Below are 17,646 nucleotides of genomic sequence, written 5' to 3'. Positions count from 1 at the left end.
CGGCATTTTTGGCGGATTTCCGCGCTTTCGTGCGCTTTGCCACAAAGCGTTGCTCATAAAAAAAGCGCCCCGCTTCGCCATACGAAGCGGGGCACAAGAGGCCGAATCGCGCCGCCGGGGCGGCCCGAGGCGGGTGGATCAGAAGCCGGCCTTGAGCGTCACGAAGACCTGGCGCGGCGCACCGGCCAGCAGGGTCTGGGCATCGCCCGAGAAGCCGAAGCCGTTCGAACCGATCGTGGCGACATAGCGCTTGTTGAGCAGGTTGGTGCCATTGACCTGCAGTTCCAGCGGCGTGCGCTGGCCCACGTCGAGGCGGTAGCCGATGGTGCCATCGACCAAGGCCCGGCCGGGCACCGACTGGTCATTGAGGTAGGTGAAATAGCGCTTGGACATGTAGTTGACCGCCACGCGCCCGAAGAAGGTGCTGCTGTCATACGAGATTTCGCCACGCGCCAGGTGCTTGGGCGTGTCCACCACGGTCTTGCCGGCGGTCAGCTTGGTGCCCGAGGTGGTCACCACGTTGTCGCGGTAGGTGGAGTTGTTGTAGCTGTAGGACGCGAACAGCGCGAAGCCGTAGGGCAGCTTGTAGTTCGCCACCGCTTCCAGGCCATAGGAACGCACGTTGCCCACGTTCTGCACCACGTTGGCCGCGCCGACGATGCCGAGCGAGGTGGGAATGGTGAGCAGGCGGTTGCGGAAATTGACAAGGTAGCCACCGAGCACGGCGTTGAACGGACCCTGGTTGATGCGCAGGCCGCCTTCGTAGGTATCGGATTCCTCGGGCTTGAGATTGGCCTTGATCGCTCCGAACGCCGCCTGCGTGGTGGAGAACGGGCTGGAGGTGGCATCCGCCGTGAACGCGCGGGTCACCTGGGTAAAGCCGGCGAAGAGTTCGGCGCCGCCGCCCAGCTTGTAGGTGAGGCCGGCATGCGGCTGGAACCAGTCGCGCGCCTTGAGGCTGCCGGTCGCCAGCGTGCTCTGCGCAGCGAGCTTGGACGCCTTGTTTTCCACGTCGAAGCCCTTCCAGCCCAGGTTGAGCTTGAGCGCGCCGAGATCGACATCGTCCATGACGTAATACTGATACGTCTTGGTGTTATAGGCCATCGCCCACTGCGTGTAGAACGGGTTGGTCAGGAAGTGGTGGAAATCGATCCCCGCGACCGTGCGGCTGGTCAGGCCATAGAACCGCCGCGCCTGCTGGAAATCGTTGTTTTCGACCCAGCCGCCCACGGTGATCTTGTTCTTGCCCAGATCGGCCGACACATCGCCGAACACGCCTTCGCGCTTGATGTCGTATTCGGTGGTGCGCACCGACATCGGCACGCCGCTGGGGCTGGCGACATAAGGCGTGCCCCACAGGCCCTGGCCACGGTTGTGGTGGTAGTAGGTCTTGATGTTGAAGGTGATCTTGTCGTTGAGCGGGCCGCTGGCGCCGAACGCATAGACCCAGTCGCGGCGCAGGCCGGCGGCATCGTAATAGGCATCGTCGGCCGAGGTGATCTTGCCCGGGTAGGTCGTGCCGGCCGAGGGATTGGTCGGCGTCACGCCGGTGTAGCCGGTGTTGGCGCCGACATCGGCAACCTTGACGGCCAGGGCATACTGGTGCGGACCGAAGTTGTCCCAGTCATACCCAAGGCGCCCGATCATTTCGAGCGACATGTCCTGGTAGTCCTGCTCGACGCGGTCGGAATAGCTGTACCAGCCTTCCAGGTTGACGCTGCCTGCCGGCGCAATGAACTTGACGTTGGTCATCAGCGTGCGCTGCTGGCCATCGCCCTTCCACTTGTTGCCATCCTGGTATTGCAGCGAGGCAAAGCCGCGCACGCCATCGGGCGTGCCGACGGCCACGCGGCCAAAGCCGCGCCAGGTCTGCGCCGAGCCATAGGAACCGCTGGCATCAAGCGCGACATGGTGATCGCGCAGCAGTTCGGCCGGGTCGATCGACTTGAATTCCAGCGTGCCGCCCAGGTTGCTGGTGGACTGGGTATCGATCGCGCCCGAACCCTGGCTGACCGCCGTGACGCCGATGTTTTCGGGGCTGATCGCGCGGCTGACATGCAGGCCGTTGTTGTTGCCATAGCTCATGTTGCCCAGCGGAATGCCATCGAGCGTGAAGCCGAGCTGGTTCTGGTTGAAGCCACGAATGGTCACGCGCGTGGACCATTCATAGTTGCCGAACGCGTCGGCCGACTGGAAATTGACGCTGGGCAGCTTTTCGATCGCCTTCAGGGGGCTGGTGCCCGAAGCCAGGACGGCCAGGTCGGCCGTCTTGATTTCCTGGGTCTGGCGGGTCTGGCCGGTGCCGAGGACGATGATGGCCGGGCCGCTTTCGCCAGCCACGTCGGAAGCGGCGGCATCGGGTGCAGCGGCCGCATCAGCCGGCGCGGCGGCCAGGGCGGGATGGGCAAGGAGCACGGCGCAGCCGGCAAGCAGGGCAGAAACGCGACGCATGGAAATCCCTCATGGCTATGCTCCCGTGCAATCGGGAGACGTGCGTCGCGGCGCCTAGCCCCCTGCCGTTTCAGATTGATGCCGTTTCGATGACAGTTTGGCTTCAATCCCGGGATTTCAGCGTCATCGATCGGTCATGGAACGCCGCAGCATGGGAACGGCATTCGCCCGAAAGCAGGCGGTCGAGCAGCCAGGCGCGCGCCGGGCCGGCCGGGCTGTCGCGCCGCCACTGGGCATGGATGGGATAAGTGATGGTGGGCGATTCCGCCATGGCGAGGTGCACCAGCCGCCCGCTCGCCAGGTCATCGGCCACGACATGGCGCGGCATGTTGCCCCAGCCGATGCCCTGGCGCAGCAAGGCATGCTTGGCCCCCAGATCGCCCAGCCGCCACGTGCGCGCGGCCAAGACCGAGAAGTCACGCCCCTGGGTGAGCGAAGAGCGATCGGTCAGCACGAGTTGCAGGTATTGCCGGCCGAGCCCCGGCGTGACTTGCGCCATGCCCGCCAGCGGATGGCCGGGCGCGGCCACCGGCACCAGTTCTACAGCGCCAATCGCCATGCGATCGAGCGCGGGATGGTCCACCAGCACCGCGCCGGTGATCGCCAGTTCGGCCTGCCCATCCAGCAACTGGGCCGCCACCGCGCCCAGCGCCTCGACATGCAGGCGCAAGTCCACGGTGGGAAAGGCGAGCAGGAAATCCTCGAGCAGGCGGGCCAGGCTCTGGGTCGGGAACATCACGTCCACCACCACGGTCAATTCCGCCTCGAGACCCTGGTTGTGCCCCCGCACGCGGGCCATCAGCGCGTCGACATCGTCGGCCACAGCGCGGGCACTTGCCAGAACCGCGCGCCCGGCCTCGGTCAACTGCGGCTTGCGCGAGCCTTCGCGGTCGAACAGCGCCACGCCCAGCTGCGCTTCGAGGTTGGCAATGCCATAGCTGACCACCGAAATCGCCCGCCCCAACCTTCGGGCTGCCCCGTTGAATGTGCCTTCGTCAACCACCGCGAGGAAAATGCGAATCTGGTCGATGCTGGGCTGCCCCACATCCATGCCATGCCACTCCGTTCAACAGACTTGAACATTCTTATCCGAACTATAGGGATTTTCGAAATGCGCAAAAGCCTTCAGACCGCGCGCCGACGTGATTCCCAAACGAGGATTCGATCCCATGACCACCCGTACTGCCGATCCCCGCGTGTTGCCCCTGATCGTCGACCGCTGGTCGCCACGCGCTTTTGACGGCACGGCCGTGCCGGCCCAGGACCTGGCCGTTATTTTCGAAGCAGCGGGCCTGGCCCCTTCGGCGTTCAACTATCAGCCGTGGCGCTTCCTCTATGCCGTGCCGGGCGACGCCAACTGGGCCGCGTTCCTCGACATCCTCATTCCGTTCAACCAGGGCTGGGCCAAGGATGCCGGCGCGCTGGTGTTCATCGTGTCGGACGAATCGATGCGCAAGGACGATGGCACTGCCAATCCCAACCACAGCCACAGCTTTGACGCCGGCGCTGCCTGGGCGCTGCTGGCCCTGCAGGCCACTGCCCTGGGCTATCACACCCATGGCATGACCGGCGTTGATTTTGCCAAGGCGCGCGACGTGCTGGGCGTGCCCGAAGGCTGGCGCGTGGAAGCGGCCGTGGTCATCGGTCGCCAGGACAGCCCGGAAAAGCTGCCCGACTTCCTCAAGGAACGCGAAGCCCCGAGCGGCCGCAAGCCGGTGGCCGAAGTGGCCGTGGCAGGCACTTTCGGCGATCTGCCCGCCTGATACGATAGATGGAATTCGGTTCCCGCGCTGCACAACGGCCAGTGGCGTGTGATGCACATCTCGTCGCATTGCCCCGCCAGCGGCCCTTGGCAGCAGCGGGAACCAACGCCAGTTTGAGACCCATAGCATAACGCATTACTTGTTTCGGGGTCTCGCAATCATGACATTTGGCAGGCGCCAGTTCCTTGGCGCGATTGCCGGATCGGCGGCCTCGGCGCTGTTTCCGCGCGCGGCGGCAGAAGCGATTGCGCCCGTCCAGGGTTCGAACGGTGCCTGGGCACCGGGCCTCGGTCCTGGCGCAGCCACGCTTCCTCCGCCCTCCTCCGTGGCCGACAGCCCGACCTTGCTGACCCGTGCTCTTGGCGCGCTGCGCGATCATGGCAACCATGTGGCTGCCCGCGACGTGATCGGCATCGTCGATTTTTCCGCCCCCTCGCGCGAGGCGCGGATGCAGCTGGTGGATGTGGCCAGCGGCCGCGTGCTCTCGTCGCATCTGGTCGCCCATGGCAAGGGATCGGACCCGTCCAACAAGGGCTGGGTCGAGCGCCTGTCCAACGATTACGGCTCGGAAGCGTCGTGCAGCGGCAGCTTCCTGACCGGCGACACCTATTACGGCCGCCATGGTCGCTCGCGCCGGCTGATCGGGCTGGACCCGGAAAACAACCTGGCCCAAGTGCGCGGCATCGTGATCCACGCGGCCAGCTATGTCGGCCCCGACATTGCCAGCATGCAGGGCCGGGTCGGCCGCAGCCAGGGTTGCTTTGCCGTTTCAAGCAGCGATATCGATCATGTGCTCGGCCTGCTGGGGCCAGGCCGCCTGCTTTACGCCGCGCGGTAACGCCAGTGCGGCGCGCCGGGGCAGCCGTGACGCTGCCTTGCCGCCGCACCGCCCGCCACGGCCCTGGCATCAAGCCACCGGCCCGGCCAACCCCTTGAAACGCCCCGCCACGCCGGTGGTTCCCGCAACGGCCCGAAAGGGTTTTTGCGCGCGTTAATGCTTGCCTTCCCTGCCGATCTGTGATCCCGACGGGACTATCTCCCGTGGGTTGCCGGTACTTGTCTCAAAGTGTCGCAGGGCTTGTGCAAACAGGCTTTCGCGCCGCGCCAAACAGCAAGCTGTGCTAGGCCGCCTTCGAATCACACAAGTCGGTGAAAGAATGTTGCACAGTCATCCGGTTGCCTCCTCCTTCCGGTTCTCCCAGCTTTACCGGGCCAGGGCCATGGCGCCCCTGGCACTGGCCACACTCTCGCTCGCCGCGCTTTCGCTGGGGGGCTGTGGCAGCAAGCAGGACGGCCCACCCCCGCAGGACGCGGTCGTCGGCTATATCGTGGCAACGCCCACGGCGGTTCCGGTGAGCACCGAGCTTTCCGGCCGCACCGTGGCGAGCCAGATCGCCGAAGTGCGCCCGCAGGTAACCGGCATCATCATGGATCGCCTGTTTACCGAAGGCAGCATGGTGCGCGCCGGCCAGCCACTCTACCAGATCGACGCGCGCAGCTATGCCGCCACGGCCAACCAGGCAGCGGGCAACCTGGCGGCGACGCGCGCCACGGTGGAATCGCTGCGGCTCAAGGCCGAACGCTATAAAGTGCTGGCCGACCAGGGCGGCATTTCCCGCCAGGATGCGGCCGATGCCCTTGCCAGTTACAATCAGGCGCGCGGCCAGGTCATGGCTTATGAAGGCGCGCTGCAGGCGGCCAGGGTCAGCCTGGGCTTCACCCGCATCCTTGCCCCGATCAGCGGGCGCATCGGCGTTTCGAGCGTGACCAAGGGCGCGCTCGTCACGTCCAGCCAGACCGATGCCCTGGCCAAGATCCAGAAGCTGGACCCGATGTGGGTGAACATCCAGCAATCGAGCAATGATTACATGGCGCTGCGCCGCGCACTGCAATCGGGCAAGCTGTCGGCCGATGGCTCGGCCCCGGTCAAGGTGATCCTGGCCGATGGCACGGAATGGCCGGTCGAAGGCCGCCTCAACTTTGCCGACGTGGATGTGAACAGCGAAACCGGCACGGTGATCCTGCGCATGACCGTGCCCAATCCCAAGGGCGACCTGCTGCCCGGCCTGTTCGTGAAAGCGCAGCTGGTGCAAGGCATCGTGCCCAATGGCATCCTGGTCCCCCAGGCCGCCGTGAGCCGCACCCCGCGCGGCACGGCCACGGTGCTGGTGGTCAATGCCAAGGGCGAAGCGGAAACCCGCGACGTGACCGCCGAAACCCCGGTGGGCACCAACTGGCTGGTGACCAGCGGCCTCAAGGCCGGTGACAAGGTGATCACCGAAGGGCTGATCAAGGCCAAGCCCGGCGCCAAGGTGAAGGCAAGCCCGGCCGGCAGCGCGCCGGCCGCAGCCGCCAACACCGCCGATGCCGGGGGGGCGAAGTAACGCCCCATGCTGTCGCGCTTCTTTGCCAACCGCCCGATCTTTGCCTGGGTCATCGCGATCGTCGTGATGGCTACGGGCGCCTTTTCCATCACCACCATGGGGGTGGAGCAGTACCCCGACATCGCCCCGCCCACCGTCTCGATCAGCGCCACGTATAACGGCGCCGATGCCTCGGCGGTGGAAAACAGCGTGACCCAGGTGCTTGAGCAGCAGCTCAAGGGCATCGACGGCATGCTCTATTTCACGTCGACCAGTTCCAATGGTTCGGCCAGCATCACGGCAACGTTCGAAAAGGGTACCAATCCCGATACGGCGCAGGTGCAGGTGCAGAATGCCATCTCGCGCGCCACCAGCCGCCTGCCCACCGTGGTGCAGCAGCAAGGCGTGACGGTGACCAAGGCGCAGAACGACCAGCTGCTGGTCATGGCGCTGTACGACACCACCGGGCGCAGCACCAACGCCGACATTGCCGACTACCTGACCACGCATATCCAGGACCCGCTCTCGCGCGTGGAAGGCGTGGGCTCGGCCGACGTGTTCGGTTCGTCCTATGCCATGCGCATCTGGCTCGATCCCGCCAAGCTTGCCGCGGTCAACCTGATGCCGTCGGACGTGACGAGCGCGATCACCGCGCAGAACACCCAGGTGGCGGCCGGCGAAGTGGGCGCCCTGCCCGCGCCGCAAGGCCAGCGGCTGGATGCCACGGTGACGGCGCGATCGCGCCTGCAGACGGTGGACGATTTCAAGAAGGTCATCCTCAAGACCAATGCCGACGGCGGCGAAGTGCGCCTGTCGGACGTGGCCCGCGTGGAAATGGGCCAGGAAAGCTATTCTTCGATCAACACGCTCAACGGCAATGCCGCCACGGGGATCGCGGTAAGCCTTGCCTCGGGCGCCAACGCGATGAAGACCGCCACGGCCGTCAAGGCCAAGGTGGACGAACTCGCCAAGGACATGCCCGAAGGCTATCAGATCGCCTATCCGCGCGATTCCAGCACCTTCGTGAAGATCTCCATCGAAGAGGTGGTCAAGGCCCTGTTCGAGGCGATCGCGCTGGTCGTGGTGGTGATGTTCCTGTTCCTGCAGAACTGGCGCGCCACGCTGATCCCGGCGATCGCGGTGCCGGTGGTGCTGCTCGGCACGTTCGGCATCCTGGCGCTGCTGGGCTATACCATCAACACGCTGACCATGTTCGGCCTGGTGCTGGCGATCGGCCTCTTGGTGGACGATGCCATCGTGGTGGTGGAAAACGTCGAGCGCGTGATGCACGAGGAGCATCTTTCGCCGCTCGATGCCACGGTCAAGTCGATGGGCGAAATCACCTCGGCGCTGATCGGCATCACCCTGGTGCTGACCGCCGTGTTCATTCCCATGGCGTTCTTCGGCGGCTCCACCGGGGCGATCTATCGCCAGTTCTCGATCACCATCGTTTCGGCCATGGGTCTGTCGGTGCTGGTCGCGCTGGTGCTGACCCCGGCACTCTGCGCCACGCTGCTCAAGCAGGCCGAAAAGCCCAAGGGCCGGTTCTTTGCCGGGTTCAACCGCCGTTACGACCGGCTGCAGGAAGGCTATCAGAACCGCCTGACCGGCATTCTCGGGCGCCCGCTGGTGTGGATGCTGGCGTTCGTGGCGATCATCGCGGCGATGGTGCTGCTCTATACCCGCCTGCCCACCAGCTTCCTGCCCGACGAAGACCAGGGCCAGCTCATGCTCAGCTATACCCTGCCGGTCGGCTCCACCATGGAGCAGACGCAGGCCGTGGCAGCGCAGGCGCAAGACCTGATCCAGAAGACCGAAGGCAACAATATCCGCGCCGTGTTCATCATTGCCGGGCGCGGCCAGGGCGGCTCGGGCCAGAACACGGGCATGGGCTTCGTCCTGCTCAAGGACTGGGCCGATCGTCCGGGCAGCGATGCCAGCGCGTCTTCCATTTCGGCGCGGCTCAACAAGCTGTTCGCGATGAAGCTGGGCAACCAGGCGCAGATCTTCGTGCTCTCGCCGCCGGCCATTCGCGGTCTGGGCAATTCGGGCGGGTTCGACATGTACCTGCAGGACGCCGAAGGCCAGGGTCGCACCGCGCTGACCGACGCCCGCAAGCAGTTGGTGGACGATGCCAACAGCAGCGGCCGCGTCGCCCAGGCCCGCCTGCAGGGCCTGGAAGACACCCCGCAGCTCAAGGTTTCGCTCAACGACGAAGCGATCACGGCCTTCCAGATCGCGCCGTCCGACGTGAACTCCACCCTGTCCACTGCCTGGGGCGGCACCTACGTCAACGACTTCGTCGATCGTGGCCGCGTGAAGAAGGTCTTCGTGCAGGGCGACGCGCCCTATCGCAGCAAGCCGCAGGACCTGGGCCAGTGGTATGTGCGCGGCACCAACGGCGCGATGGCCCCGTTCGCGGCTTTTGCGCAGACCGACTGGACCGTGGGCGCCCCCGTGCTGCCGCGCTTCAACGGCATTGCCGCGCAGGAAGTGGTCGGCAATCCCGCGGCCGGGGTCAGCTCGGGCCAGTCGATGCAGACCATGATGGACCTGGCGAGCAAGATGAACGGTGGCTACAACGTGGCGTGGGCGGGCCTGTCGTATCAGGAACGTGCCGCCAGCAGCCAGACCGGGCTGCTCTATGGCGCATCGATCTTCTTCATCTTCCTGTGCCTTGCCGCGCTTTACGAAAGCTGGTCGGTGCCGGTGTCGGTGCTGCTGGTGATCCCGCTGGGCGTGATCGGCGCGGTGCTGGCGGTCACGCTGCGTGGCTATAACAACGACATCTATTTCCAGGTGGCCCTGCTCACCACCATCGGGCTTTCGGCCAAGAACGCGATCCTGATCGTGGAATTTGCCGAGGCGGCACTGCATCGCGGGCTCAAGCCGGCCGACGCAGCGATGGAAGCGGCGCGGCTGCGGTTCCGCCCGATCATCATGACCTCGGTGGCGTTCATCGCCGGCGTCATTCCGCTGGCGGTGGCCAGCGGCGCGGGTGCCAATGGCCGCCGCGCCATCGGCACCGGCGTTCTGGGCGGGATGCTGTCGGCCACGTTGCTGGCCATCTTCCTGGTGCCGCTGTTCTTCGTCCTGGTGAAGCGCGTGTTCCGGCACCGCGAGCCATCCGACAACCACGAACCCAACGGGGAGGCGCAGGCATGAGCGCGCCACACGTGAAGATCGCGCGCGCCGCGCTTGCCGGGGGCGCAATGCTGGCCCTGGGCGCCTGCAACCTCGCGCCCAAGTACGTCCGTCCCGACCTGCCGGTGGCCCCCAGCCTGCCCCAGGGCACCAGCTATCCCACGCTGGCCGACGGCGCGGGCGGCGTGGATGCCATCGGCTGGCAGGCGTTTTTCACCGACCAGCAGTTGAAGGACACCATCGCCCTGGCGCTGTCGAGCAACCGCGACTTGCGCAGCGCGGTGGCTGCCGTGGCCCAGGCCCGCGCGACCTACAAGGTGGACCGCGCCGCGCTGGTGCCCACGGTCACGGCCGGGCCGATCGCCTCCGGCTCGCGCAGCAACGGCGTGACCAGCGAAAGCTATCAGCTCAGCGGCGGCGTATCGTCCTATGAAGTCGATCTGTTCGGCAAGCTGCGCAACACCAGCCGGGCGGCGTTCGAAGCCTATCTGGCCAGCGACGAAGGCCGCAAGGCCACGCAGATCACCTTGGTTTCCGAAACCGCGACGGCCTGGCTCACGCTGGCTGCCGACCGCGACGCGCTGGCCGTGGCCCAGGCCACGCTCGCTTCGCGCACCAAGACGCTGCAATTGACGCAGCAACTCGAAACCAATGGCGTTGGCACCAAGCTGGCCGTGGCCCAGGCCCAGACCGCGTTCGACACCGCGCGGGCCGACGTGGCAGACTATACCACCTATGTGGCGCAGGATCGCAACGCCCTGGAACTGCTGACCGGCGCGCCCGTGCCCGAAGCCTTGTTGCCCAAGACGCTGGGCGAAGGGCGGCAGACCCTGGCCAGCCTGCCCGTGGGGCTTTCATCCGACGTCCTGCTGCGCCGGCCCGACGTGCTGCAGGCCGAACATACGCTCAAGGAGGCCAACGCGCGCATCGGCGCAGCCCGCGCCGCGTTCTTCCCGTCGATCTCGCTGACCGGGCTGCTCGGCCTTGCCAGCACCAGCCTGTCGGGCCTGTTCAGCGGCGGCACCTTTGCCTGGAGCGCCAGTGGCAGCGCCACCCAGACGCTGTTCGATGGCGGGGTGAACGCGGGCAACCTGGCCTATGCCAAGGCCAGCCGCGATGCGGCCGTGGCGTCTTATGAAAAGGCGATCCAGACAGCGTTCCGGGAAGTGGCCGATGCCCTGGCCCGGCGCGGCACGATCGACGACAAGGTGGCCGCGCAGGAAAGCTATGCCGCCAACGCGGAAAAGGCGGCGCAGATCACATTGGCCCGCTATCAGAACGGGATCGACACGTTCCTGGAGCCGCTCGACGCCGATCGCACGGCCTATACTGCCCGCCAGGCGCTGGTCACGGCGCGGCTGGCACGCGCGACCAACATGGTCACGCTCTATGAAGTGCTGGGCGGTGGCCTCACGCCCTGATGGCCGCGTTGCGGCATAAACCGGCGCGGATCGCTCCGTAACGGTTGGGTTCCGGCTGCATCGTTCCTTGCCGCAGCGCGGCAGGACGGGAACACTAAGGGCATCGGCAATGGCGCCAGCGGCGGCCATTCCGGTGCCCTGCTGTTTCCGGCCAAGGATGCGTGCCCGCCATGTCGCCCTCTTCTGCCAACCCGGCCCCGCGCGCGTCCATGCGCGTGGCGCTGCTCAATGTGAAATACAGCCCGAACCTGGGCGATGGACTGCTGGCCGAATGCCTTGAGCGCGAACTGGCCCAGGCGCTGGGCGGGGCAGAGGTCTTTTCGATCGACATTGCCGGCCGCACCGGATGGAATGGCGGACCCGGGCGGCGGCGTCTTGCCATGGCCCTGCTCGAAGCCGTGCCCCCCGCGCTGCGCCGCATGGCCGCGGGCGCGGCGCTCACGCTGCTGAGCCGGCTGGCCCTGCGCCGCCATGTACGCGCCGGCCTTGCGCGGTGCGATGCGGCGGTGATCGGCGGGGGCAACTTGTTGACCGACGCCGATCTCAACTTTCCGATCAAGCTGGCGGGCGCGGCGGCCGAAGTGGCGCGGCGTGGCCTGCCCCTTGCCGTCCACGCCGTGGGGGCCAGTGCGCAGTGGTCTGCGCGGGGCCGCGCGCTGTTTGCCCGTGCCCTGGCACGCCGCCCGCTGGCCCATGCCACCGTGCGGGACGAACGCAGCCGCCAGGCCTGGGCCCGGCAGCTCGAGCCGCTCGGCGCAATCGCGGCGGCAGTGTCGGGCGATCCCGGCCTGCTCGCCAGCCTGCACTATCCGCGCAAGCCCGGCGTGCCACGCGGCGATGCCGGGCGGCGCGTGGGCCTGTGCATCACGGCGCCCCTGGCGCTGCGCTATCACGTGGGCCAGCATCATGAATCCGCCGCCACGGGCGGGGCAGGCGCACTGCACGATGGCGCAGTGATCGAATGGTATGGCGCCCTCGCCCAGGCCCTGGCGCAACAGGGACTGCACGTGATCCTGTTCACCAACGGCAGCCCGGAAGACCGCGCCTGCCTGGTGCGCCACGCGCCGCGCTGGACGGCCGAACGCCCGGCCGCCGATTGGCGCGGCGGCATTGCGCGCCAGGGCCAGGGCCGGATCAGCATGGCCGCGCCCTTTGCCACCCCGGCCGATCTCGCCGGGTTCGTTGCCGGTTGCGATCTGGTCATTGCCCATCGCATGCATGCCTGCATCGCCGCCCATTCCTTTGCCGTGCCCACCATCGGGCTGACCTGGGACGAGAAGCTGGCCAGCTTCTTTGCGCTGGCAGGGCGAAGCCAATATGCCGTCGACGGGCCGGCCCTGGCCCCCGCCGCCATTGTCGAACTGGCGCAGGCAGCGCTGGCCGAGGGGGTGGACCGCGCTGCGCTGACCAGCCTGATCGAGCGCACGCGCGCCGATGTGGCCGCGCTGGGCATCCGCCTTGCCTCGGCCGCCCAGCACGAGGTGCCCCGGCAGGCGGCCGAGGTGGCAACGGCCAGCGCCCCACACGCGACAACCGCCCCAGCCGGTGCGGTGTTGGCCTGATGCGCGGCGTGCCGATCGATCGCATCGTGGTGATCAACGATCTGGCCCGGCCGATGGGCGGGGCGAGCGCGCTGGCCTTGGCCTCTGCCCGGGCGTTTCGCGCCCAAGGCCACGCGGTGACGCTGCTGGCGGGCGATACCGGTGACGATGGCAGCCTGGCGGCCGCGGGCATTGCCTGCGTGGCGCTGGGCCAGGGCCGCCTGCTCTCTCGGCCCAGGATCGAAGCGACATTGGCTGCGCTGTGGAACCGCAGCGCCGCCCGCATGGTATCCCGCTGGATCGCAACCCACGATACGCCACGCACGGTCTATCACCTGCATGGCTGGTTGCAGATCCTCTCGCCCGCCGTGTTCCACGCCTTGGCCCCGGTGCGCGACAGGCTGGTGATTTCCGCGCACGATTTCTTCCTGGCCTGCCCCAACGGGGCATTTGCCGATCTCAAGACCGGGCGACCCTGCCCGCTCGTACCGCTCTCGCGCGCCTGCGTGATGGCCGACTGCGACCGCCACAGCCGCAGCCACAAGCTGTTGCGCGTGGTCCGCCACGCCATCCAGACGCGCGTGTTCGATCCGGCCCATGCGCCGCCGGTGCTGGCAATCCATGCCGCCATGGCGCCGCTTCTGGCCCGCGCCGGCATTCCCGCCGATGCGATCCACGCCCTGCCCAATCCGGTTGAGCCATGGTCTGCCACGCGCATTCCGGCCGAGGAAAACCGCGAAGTGCTGTTCGTGGGCCGGCTTGAGGAAACCAAGGGGCCTGACCTCGCCGCTGCCGCTGCCCGCGCCGCCGGGGTGCCGCTGCGCCTGGTCGGCAGCGGCGCGATGGAGCCGATGTTGCGCGCCCGCCACCCCGAAGCGCGCTTCAGCGGCCGGCTTTCTCCGGCAGAGATTGCGCGGGTGGCGCGGCGGGCGCGGCTGCTGGTCATGCCCAGCCGCTATCCCGAACCCTATGGCCTGGTGGCTATGGAGGCCGCACGGTCCGGCCTGTCGGTTATCCTGCCTGGCACGGCGCTGCTGGCCGATGACATGGTGCGCCATGGCGCCGGCGTGGCGATCGACCCGCGCGACACCGCCGGCTTTGCCCAGCACTTGGCCGCCCTGGCGCAAGATGATGCGCGCGTGCGCGCCATGAGCGAGGCGGCCTTTGCCCTGCCCGATGACCTGGCGCTGTCACCCAATGCGTGGATCGCCCGTCTGCTCGATTTCTATGCCGCGCGGCTGGCTGCGTCGGCGGTGTCGGGCGGCCCGGCGCCTTATCCTGCGCGCGAGGATGAATGCCCCGCCACGCCATCTGCATCGGCTTCGGGCGTTTGGCCGGGCCGGGGCCGTACCCGCCGCGCCCGGCCATCGAGCACGGCCGAACTGGCCGCCGGCGCTCGCCTTTCCAGGTCTCGCAACGGCGAATAGGGGTGCCGGCAGGCCAGACTGCGCAAATGCTGGATCTTGAGCGGCACCATGACCACCGCCAGCGCCGCAACCGACACCGCCCAGCGCCACAACAGCATCTGGCCCGATTGCGCGGCCGCCAGGAATTCGGCAACCGTCATCCACACTGCCTGCGCGCCGAGCAATTCCGAACTGCGCTGGCCCGGTGCGGAAAGCAGGATGAGCAGGCCTAGAACATAGGCCATGACTGCCGTACTTTCGGCCGTAGCCCGTCCGGTGACATAGCCGAACGTCATTGCCGTGGCGGTCAACAGCGCCAGGATGCGCCCGAAACGGACGACCTGCGCAGGGGCAAAGCGGGCGAGCAAGCGGTTCACGCCTTGGTGCGTGACATAACAGCCCTCAACGAATGCTTGCGCGCGATCCTTAACGCGCCGGCAAACCCGATCCGCACAATGCCTGAGGGAAAATATCCCGGCTTTGGCGGCAATCTGGTGCGATTACGGCACGATGGATCATGATGTTGAACCGGCACGATTTTGCCTGGCCTGGCAAGCGCCTGCCGGCCTCTTGGCAAGGCCATGCCGGCCATGGTGAAGCAAATGCCGATGCGCGCGGCCGGAAAGTGCCTCAGTAATGGCGTCAATTGCTGCCGCCGCGCCTGCGCCGCGATGATACGACACCGCCATGGCAATGGTGACTGGGGCAATGGTGGCAGGAGGCGAGGTGCAACAGCATCGCAAGGGGGATGGCACGCGCGCAAGGCCGGGGGCAGACGGGCTGCGCCGCTGCCGCTGGGGCCGCATGGCCATGCAATGGGGGTCCCTGGCCGGCGCCCTTTCGTGGCCGATGCTGGCCGCCGGGCAAAACGCCGGTGATCGTCGCGCCGGGCCGGAAACCGTGGAAAATCGCGTGCGGCCGGGGCTGGAAGGCACCGGGTTCGAGGCAGGATCGCTGCGCATCCTGCCCAGCGTGGCCTTCGGCGCGATTGCCACGGACGATCTCTATGCTCGCTGCGTTCCCCGTGTGTCCGATGTGGGTGCCAGCCTTGCCCCGGCGCTCGCCGTGCAATCGCGATGGGATCGCCATGCGCTGACGCTGCGCGCCGACGGGCTGTTCGAACGCTATGCCCGCCACGGCGCGGAAGGCACCGATCGCTATGGCGCCGGAATCGGCGGCCGCATCGACATCGGCCGCGACACGCGGATAAACCTGGACGCGGCAATAGACCGGCGGATCGAAGCGCGCGGCACCACCGGCGACACGCTGTTCGGGGTCAAGCCGATCGCCTATCGCCAGGTTGGCCTGGGCGGCAGCGTGGAACAGCAGGTTGGCGCCACGCACCTGGCATTCGATTTGCGGTTCGACCGGTTCCACTATTTCAACCGCCATGATGGCGACAGCACCATCGTCCTCTCGCAGCGCGATTACCAGGCGCTGGCCGGTGGCGCCAAAGTGATCCGGCCGATTTCGTCGGCAGTGGCGGTTTCGGTTGCGGTGCGCCTCAACGCCACGCGCTATCCCCATGAAAACCCGGCAGAGGCCACCCGCCGCGCGCATGGCTATGCCGTGATGGCCGGCGTGGCCTTTGGCCAGGATCGCCTGCTGGAAGGGGAACTGGCGCTGGGTTACCTGCACCAGCGCTTCACCAGTCCGGCCTATCCCACGATTGCGGGCGTGGCCTATGACGCCAACCTGCGCTGGCATGTTACCCCGCTCACCACCTTTTCGCTGGCGGCCGACAAGACCATCCAGCGTTCGCCGATCGTGGACGTGGCGGGGATCGAACAGCAGCAGTTCAGCCTTGGCGCGGCGCATGAATTGCTGCGCACGCTGATCCTGCGCCCCACCGCCAGCTATACCGTCAATCGCTTTCGCGGCGGTGCGCGGGTGGATCGCTATGCCAGCGTGGGTCTCTCAGCCACTTGGGAGGCGGCCCCGCACCTGATGGTCGAAGGCACGCTGCGCCACGCGCTGGGGCGGTCTTCCGCCCTGGTGGCCAAGCCACGCGAATATGACCAGAACCGCGCCACCATCACTTTGAAATACGTGTTTTGAGCGGCGCGCGCGCGATGGCCAGCATCCCGCTCGATCCTGTCGAAACCGCCGCCGCTGCGCCGTCAGACGCCGATGCGGCACCCGTCGATACGGCCGCAAGGCGGGCCGAGCTTGCGCTGCGCGCCGCGATGGCGCTGTTGTTCATGGTGGCACTGGCGGCCACGTTGCGCTTGCTGGCGCCAGGCCCGGACCGAGCCGCCCTGCGGGTGGACCTTGCCAGTCCCACCGCCCCGCCGCCGGCGCTGCCCGATCCCGCCGCGCTGCTCGACTTGAGCAGCCAGGGCGCGCGCACTTCCAACGCTGCCGTGCCGATTGCCGAGGCGGCGGTGCCGGCCACGCCCTTCGTGTTGCCCGCACCGCTTTCGCCCAACCACGAACGCGCGCGCGATTGCCTGGCTGCGGCTGCGTGGTACGAAGCGGGCGACGATCCCTCGGGCGAGCGGGCCGTGGTCCAGGTCGTGCTCAACCGTGCGCGCCATCCCGCTTTCGCCAGCAGCGTATGCGGCGTGGTATTCCAGGGGTCCGAACGCCAGACCGGCTGCCAATTCACCTTCACCTGCGATGGCAGCCTGGCCGCGCGCCATCCCGGCCCGGGAGCCTGGGCGCGGGCCCGGGCAATTGCCGGGGCGGCGCTGGCCGGCGCCGTCGATCCCCGCGTGGGCTGGGCAACGCATTACCATGCCGATTACGTGGTGCCCAAGTGGCGGGATTCGCTGACCAAGCTGGCCCAGGTTGGCGCACATCTGTTCTATCGCTGGCAAGGCTGGTGGGGCACGACCCCCGCCTTTCGCCGCGGCGGCGCCAACATGGCCACCGAACCGCTGGAACCCAAGCTGGCGACGCTTTCACCCACGCACGATCCCGCCGCGGCGGGACAGGATGGTGCGCTGCTCGCCAGCCTTGCCGACAGCGACGAAGGCGTGACGGCCGATACCCGGCTGGCTGGAAGCGATGGCACGGTGGGCGCCCCAGGCCTGGCCCCGCGCGATGGCAGCCCGTCAGCCGCGCTCGCTCCTGGCCGTGCCGCGCTGATGGCCATGCACACCGCGCCCGCCAGCGGCGGGGGCACGGCGGACGAAAGTGCGATCCGCCTGACGTTCGACCCCGCGCTGTTTCCCGGCCGCTATGCCATCCTCGCGCTGGAGGCCTGCGGCCACCGCCCACGGTGCGTGGTGCTGGGCTGGCGCGGAACGACTGGGGGAATGGACACTCTCGCCTTCGCCTACCGCCGCAACCGCGAAAACGGCGGCGAAGGCGCCTGGTGGGATTGCGCCGCCACGCCCCGCAGCGACAAGGCGCAATGCCTGCCGCCGGCGGGACAGCGGCAGGGGTTGGCGGTCAACTGAACGGCCGGGGAGATGCAACCGGCTGATCTTTGGATGTGCACCTGGGTCGGCTGATGTCTGACAGGCTGCGCGCGAAAAACCTCCAGTGACCACCCTGCCGCGCACGGGTGGCTGCCGGGCGCCATCTACGGCGGCCTCGCGCCGCGTTGGGTC

At 67.6% G+C, this 17,646-nt stretch carries 11 protein-coding genes; 9 read left to right on the top strand and 2 right to left on the bottom strand.

Translation table 11 applies throughout. The features are described 5' to 3' along the window. Positions 1–138: 138 nt before the first annotated feature. Positions 139–2,451 (bottom strand): TonB-dependent receptor, encoded by a 2,313-nt coding sequence (locus FHT19_RS03685; RefSeq protein ID WP_169473985.1) that lies wholly within the window; start codon positions 2,449–2,451, stop codon positions 139–141. Between the two features lie 103 nt (positions 2,452–2,554). Then, the gene (locus FHT19_RS03680) at positions 2,555–3,502 is read right to left on the bottom strand and encodes a LysR family transcriptional regulator (protein WP_169473984.1); all 948 of its coding nucleotides are present in this window, start codon (positions 3,500–3,502) and stop codon (positions 2,555–2,557) included. A 118-nt stretch (positions 3,503–3,620) separates the two neighbouring features. Here FHT19_RS03680 and FHT19_RS03675 point away from each other — a divergent pair, with 118 nt between their 5' ends. The 9 genes from FHT19_RS03675 to FHT19_RS03635 all read left to right on the top strand — a co-directional run bounded on the left by FHT19_RS03675 (position 3,621) and on the right by FHT19_RS03635 (position 17,493). Then, a complete protein-coding gene (locus FHT19_RS03675) occupies positions 3,621–4,214 on the top strand; it encodes a nitroreductase family protein (RefSeq protein WP_168554417.1) in 594 nt (197 codons plus the stop codon). Positions 4,215–4,374: 160 nt separating this feature from the next. Next, on the top strand, positions 4,375–5,052 hold the full coding sequence (locus FHT19_RS03670) for a murein L,D-transpeptidase catalytic domain-containing protein (protein WP_169473983.1): 678 nt from the start codon (positions 4,375–4,377) through the stop codon (positions 5,050–5,052). A 382-nt stretch (positions 5,053–5,434) separates the two neighbouring features. Further along, complete coding sequence (locus tag FHT19_RS03665) at positions 5,435–6,598, top strand: efflux RND transporter periplasmic adaptor subunit (RefSeq protein ID WP_169473982.1); 1,164 nt, start codon at positions 5,435–5,437, stop codon at positions 6,596–6,598. 6 nt (positions 6,599–6,604) lie between these two features. Then, the gene (locus FHT19_RS03660; protein WP_169473981.1) at positions 6,605–9,742 is read left to right on the top strand and encodes an efflux RND transporter permease subunit; all 3,138 of its coding nucleotides are present in this window, start codon (positions 6,605–6,607) and stop codon (positions 9,740–9,742) included. Then, on the top strand, positions 9,739–11,142 hold the full coding sequence (locus tag FHT19_RS03655) for an efflux transporter outer membrane subunit (RefSeq protein ID WP_169473980.1): 1,404 nt from the start codon (positions 9,739–9,741) through the stop codon (positions 11,140–11,142). Before FHT19_RS03660 ends, FHT19_RS03655 begins: the two co-directional genes overlap by 4 nt. Before the next feature lie 170 nt (positions 11,143–11,312). Further along, entirely contained in the window at positions 11,313–12,704 is a 1,392-nt protein-coding gene (locus FHT19_RS03650; RefSeq protein WP_248290257.1) for a polysaccharide pyruvyl transferase family protein, read from the top strand. After that, positions 12,704–14,110: a glycosyltransferase family 4 protein gene (locus FHT19_RS03645; protein ID WP_169473979.1), complete on the top strand. Its 1,407-nt coding sequence runs from the start codon at positions 12,704–12,706 to the stop codon at positions 14,108–14,110. The genes FHT19_RS03650 and FHT19_RS03645 overlap by 1 nt, the downstream gene beginning before the upstream one ends. 705 nt (positions 14,111–14,815) lie before the next feature. Next, complete coding sequence (locus tag FHT19_RS03640) at positions 14,816–16,147, top strand: outer membrane beta-barrel protein (RefSeq protein ID WP_169473978.1); 1,332 nt, start codon at positions 14,816–14,818, stop codon at positions 16,145–16,147. Positions 16,148–16,161: 14 nt separating this feature from the next. Next, a complete protein-coding gene (locus tag FHT19_RS03635) occupies positions 16,162–17,493 on the top strand; it encodes a cell wall hydrolase (protein WP_169473977.1) in 1,332 nt (443 codons plus the stop codon). The last annotated feature ends 153 nt before the right edge of the window (positions 17,494–17,646 follow it).

The organism is Novosphingobium sp. SG919, assembly GCF_012932495.1.
Taxonomy (GTDB): Bacteria; Pseudomonadota; Alphaproteobacteria; order Sphingomonadales; family Sphingomonadaceae; genus Novosphingobium; species Novosphingobium rhizosphaerae.
This window is presented reverse-complemented; position numbering and strand designations above follow the sequence as displayed.

What these genes read in the sequence shown, in the direction of transcription:
- FHT19_RS03685 (WP_169473985.1), bottom strand. Translation starts at nt 2,451, where the DNA reads ATGCGTCGCGTTTCTGCCCTGCTTGCCGGCTGCGCCGTGCTCCTTGCC.
- FHT19_RS03680 (WP_169473984.1), bottom strand. Translation starts at nt 3,502, where the DNA reads ATGGATGTGGGGCAGCCCAGCATCGACCAGATTCGCATTTTCCTCGCG.
- FHT19_RS03675 (WP_168554417.1), top strand. Translation starts at nt 3,621, where the DNA reads ATGACCACCCGTACTGCCGATCCCCGCGTGTTGCCCCTGATCGTCGAC.
- FHT19_RS03670 (WP_169473983.1), top strand. Translation starts at nt 4,375, where the DNA reads ATGACATTTGGCAGGCGCCAGTTCCTTGGCGCGATTGCCGGATCGGCG.
- FHT19_RS03665 (WP_169473982.1), top strand. Translation starts at nt 5,435, where the DNA reads ATGGCGCCCCTGGCACTGGCCACACTCTCGCTCGCCGCGCTTTCGCTG.
- FHT19_RS03660 (WP_169473981.1), top strand. Translation starts at nt 6,605, where the DNA reads ATGCTGTCGCGCTTCTTTGCCAACCGCCCGATCTTTGCCTGGGTCATC.
- FHT19_RS03655 (WP_169473980.1), top strand. Translation starts at nt 9,739, where the DNA reads ATGAGCGCGCCACACGTGAAGATCGCGCGCGCCGCGCTTGCCGGGGGC.
- FHT19_RS03650 (WP_248290257.1), top strand. Translation starts at nt 11,313, where the DNA reads ATGTCGCCCTCTTCTGCCAACCCGGCCCCGCGCGCGTCCATGCGCGTG.
- FHT19_RS03645 (WP_169473979.1), top strand. Translation starts at nt 12,704, where the DNA reads ATGCGCGGCGTGCCGATCGATCGCATCGTGGTGATCAACGATCTGGCC.
- FHT19_RS03635 (WP_169473977.1), top strand. Translation starts at nt 16,162, where the DNA reads ATGGCCAGCATCCCGCTCGATCCTGTCGAAACCGCCGCCGCTGCGCCG.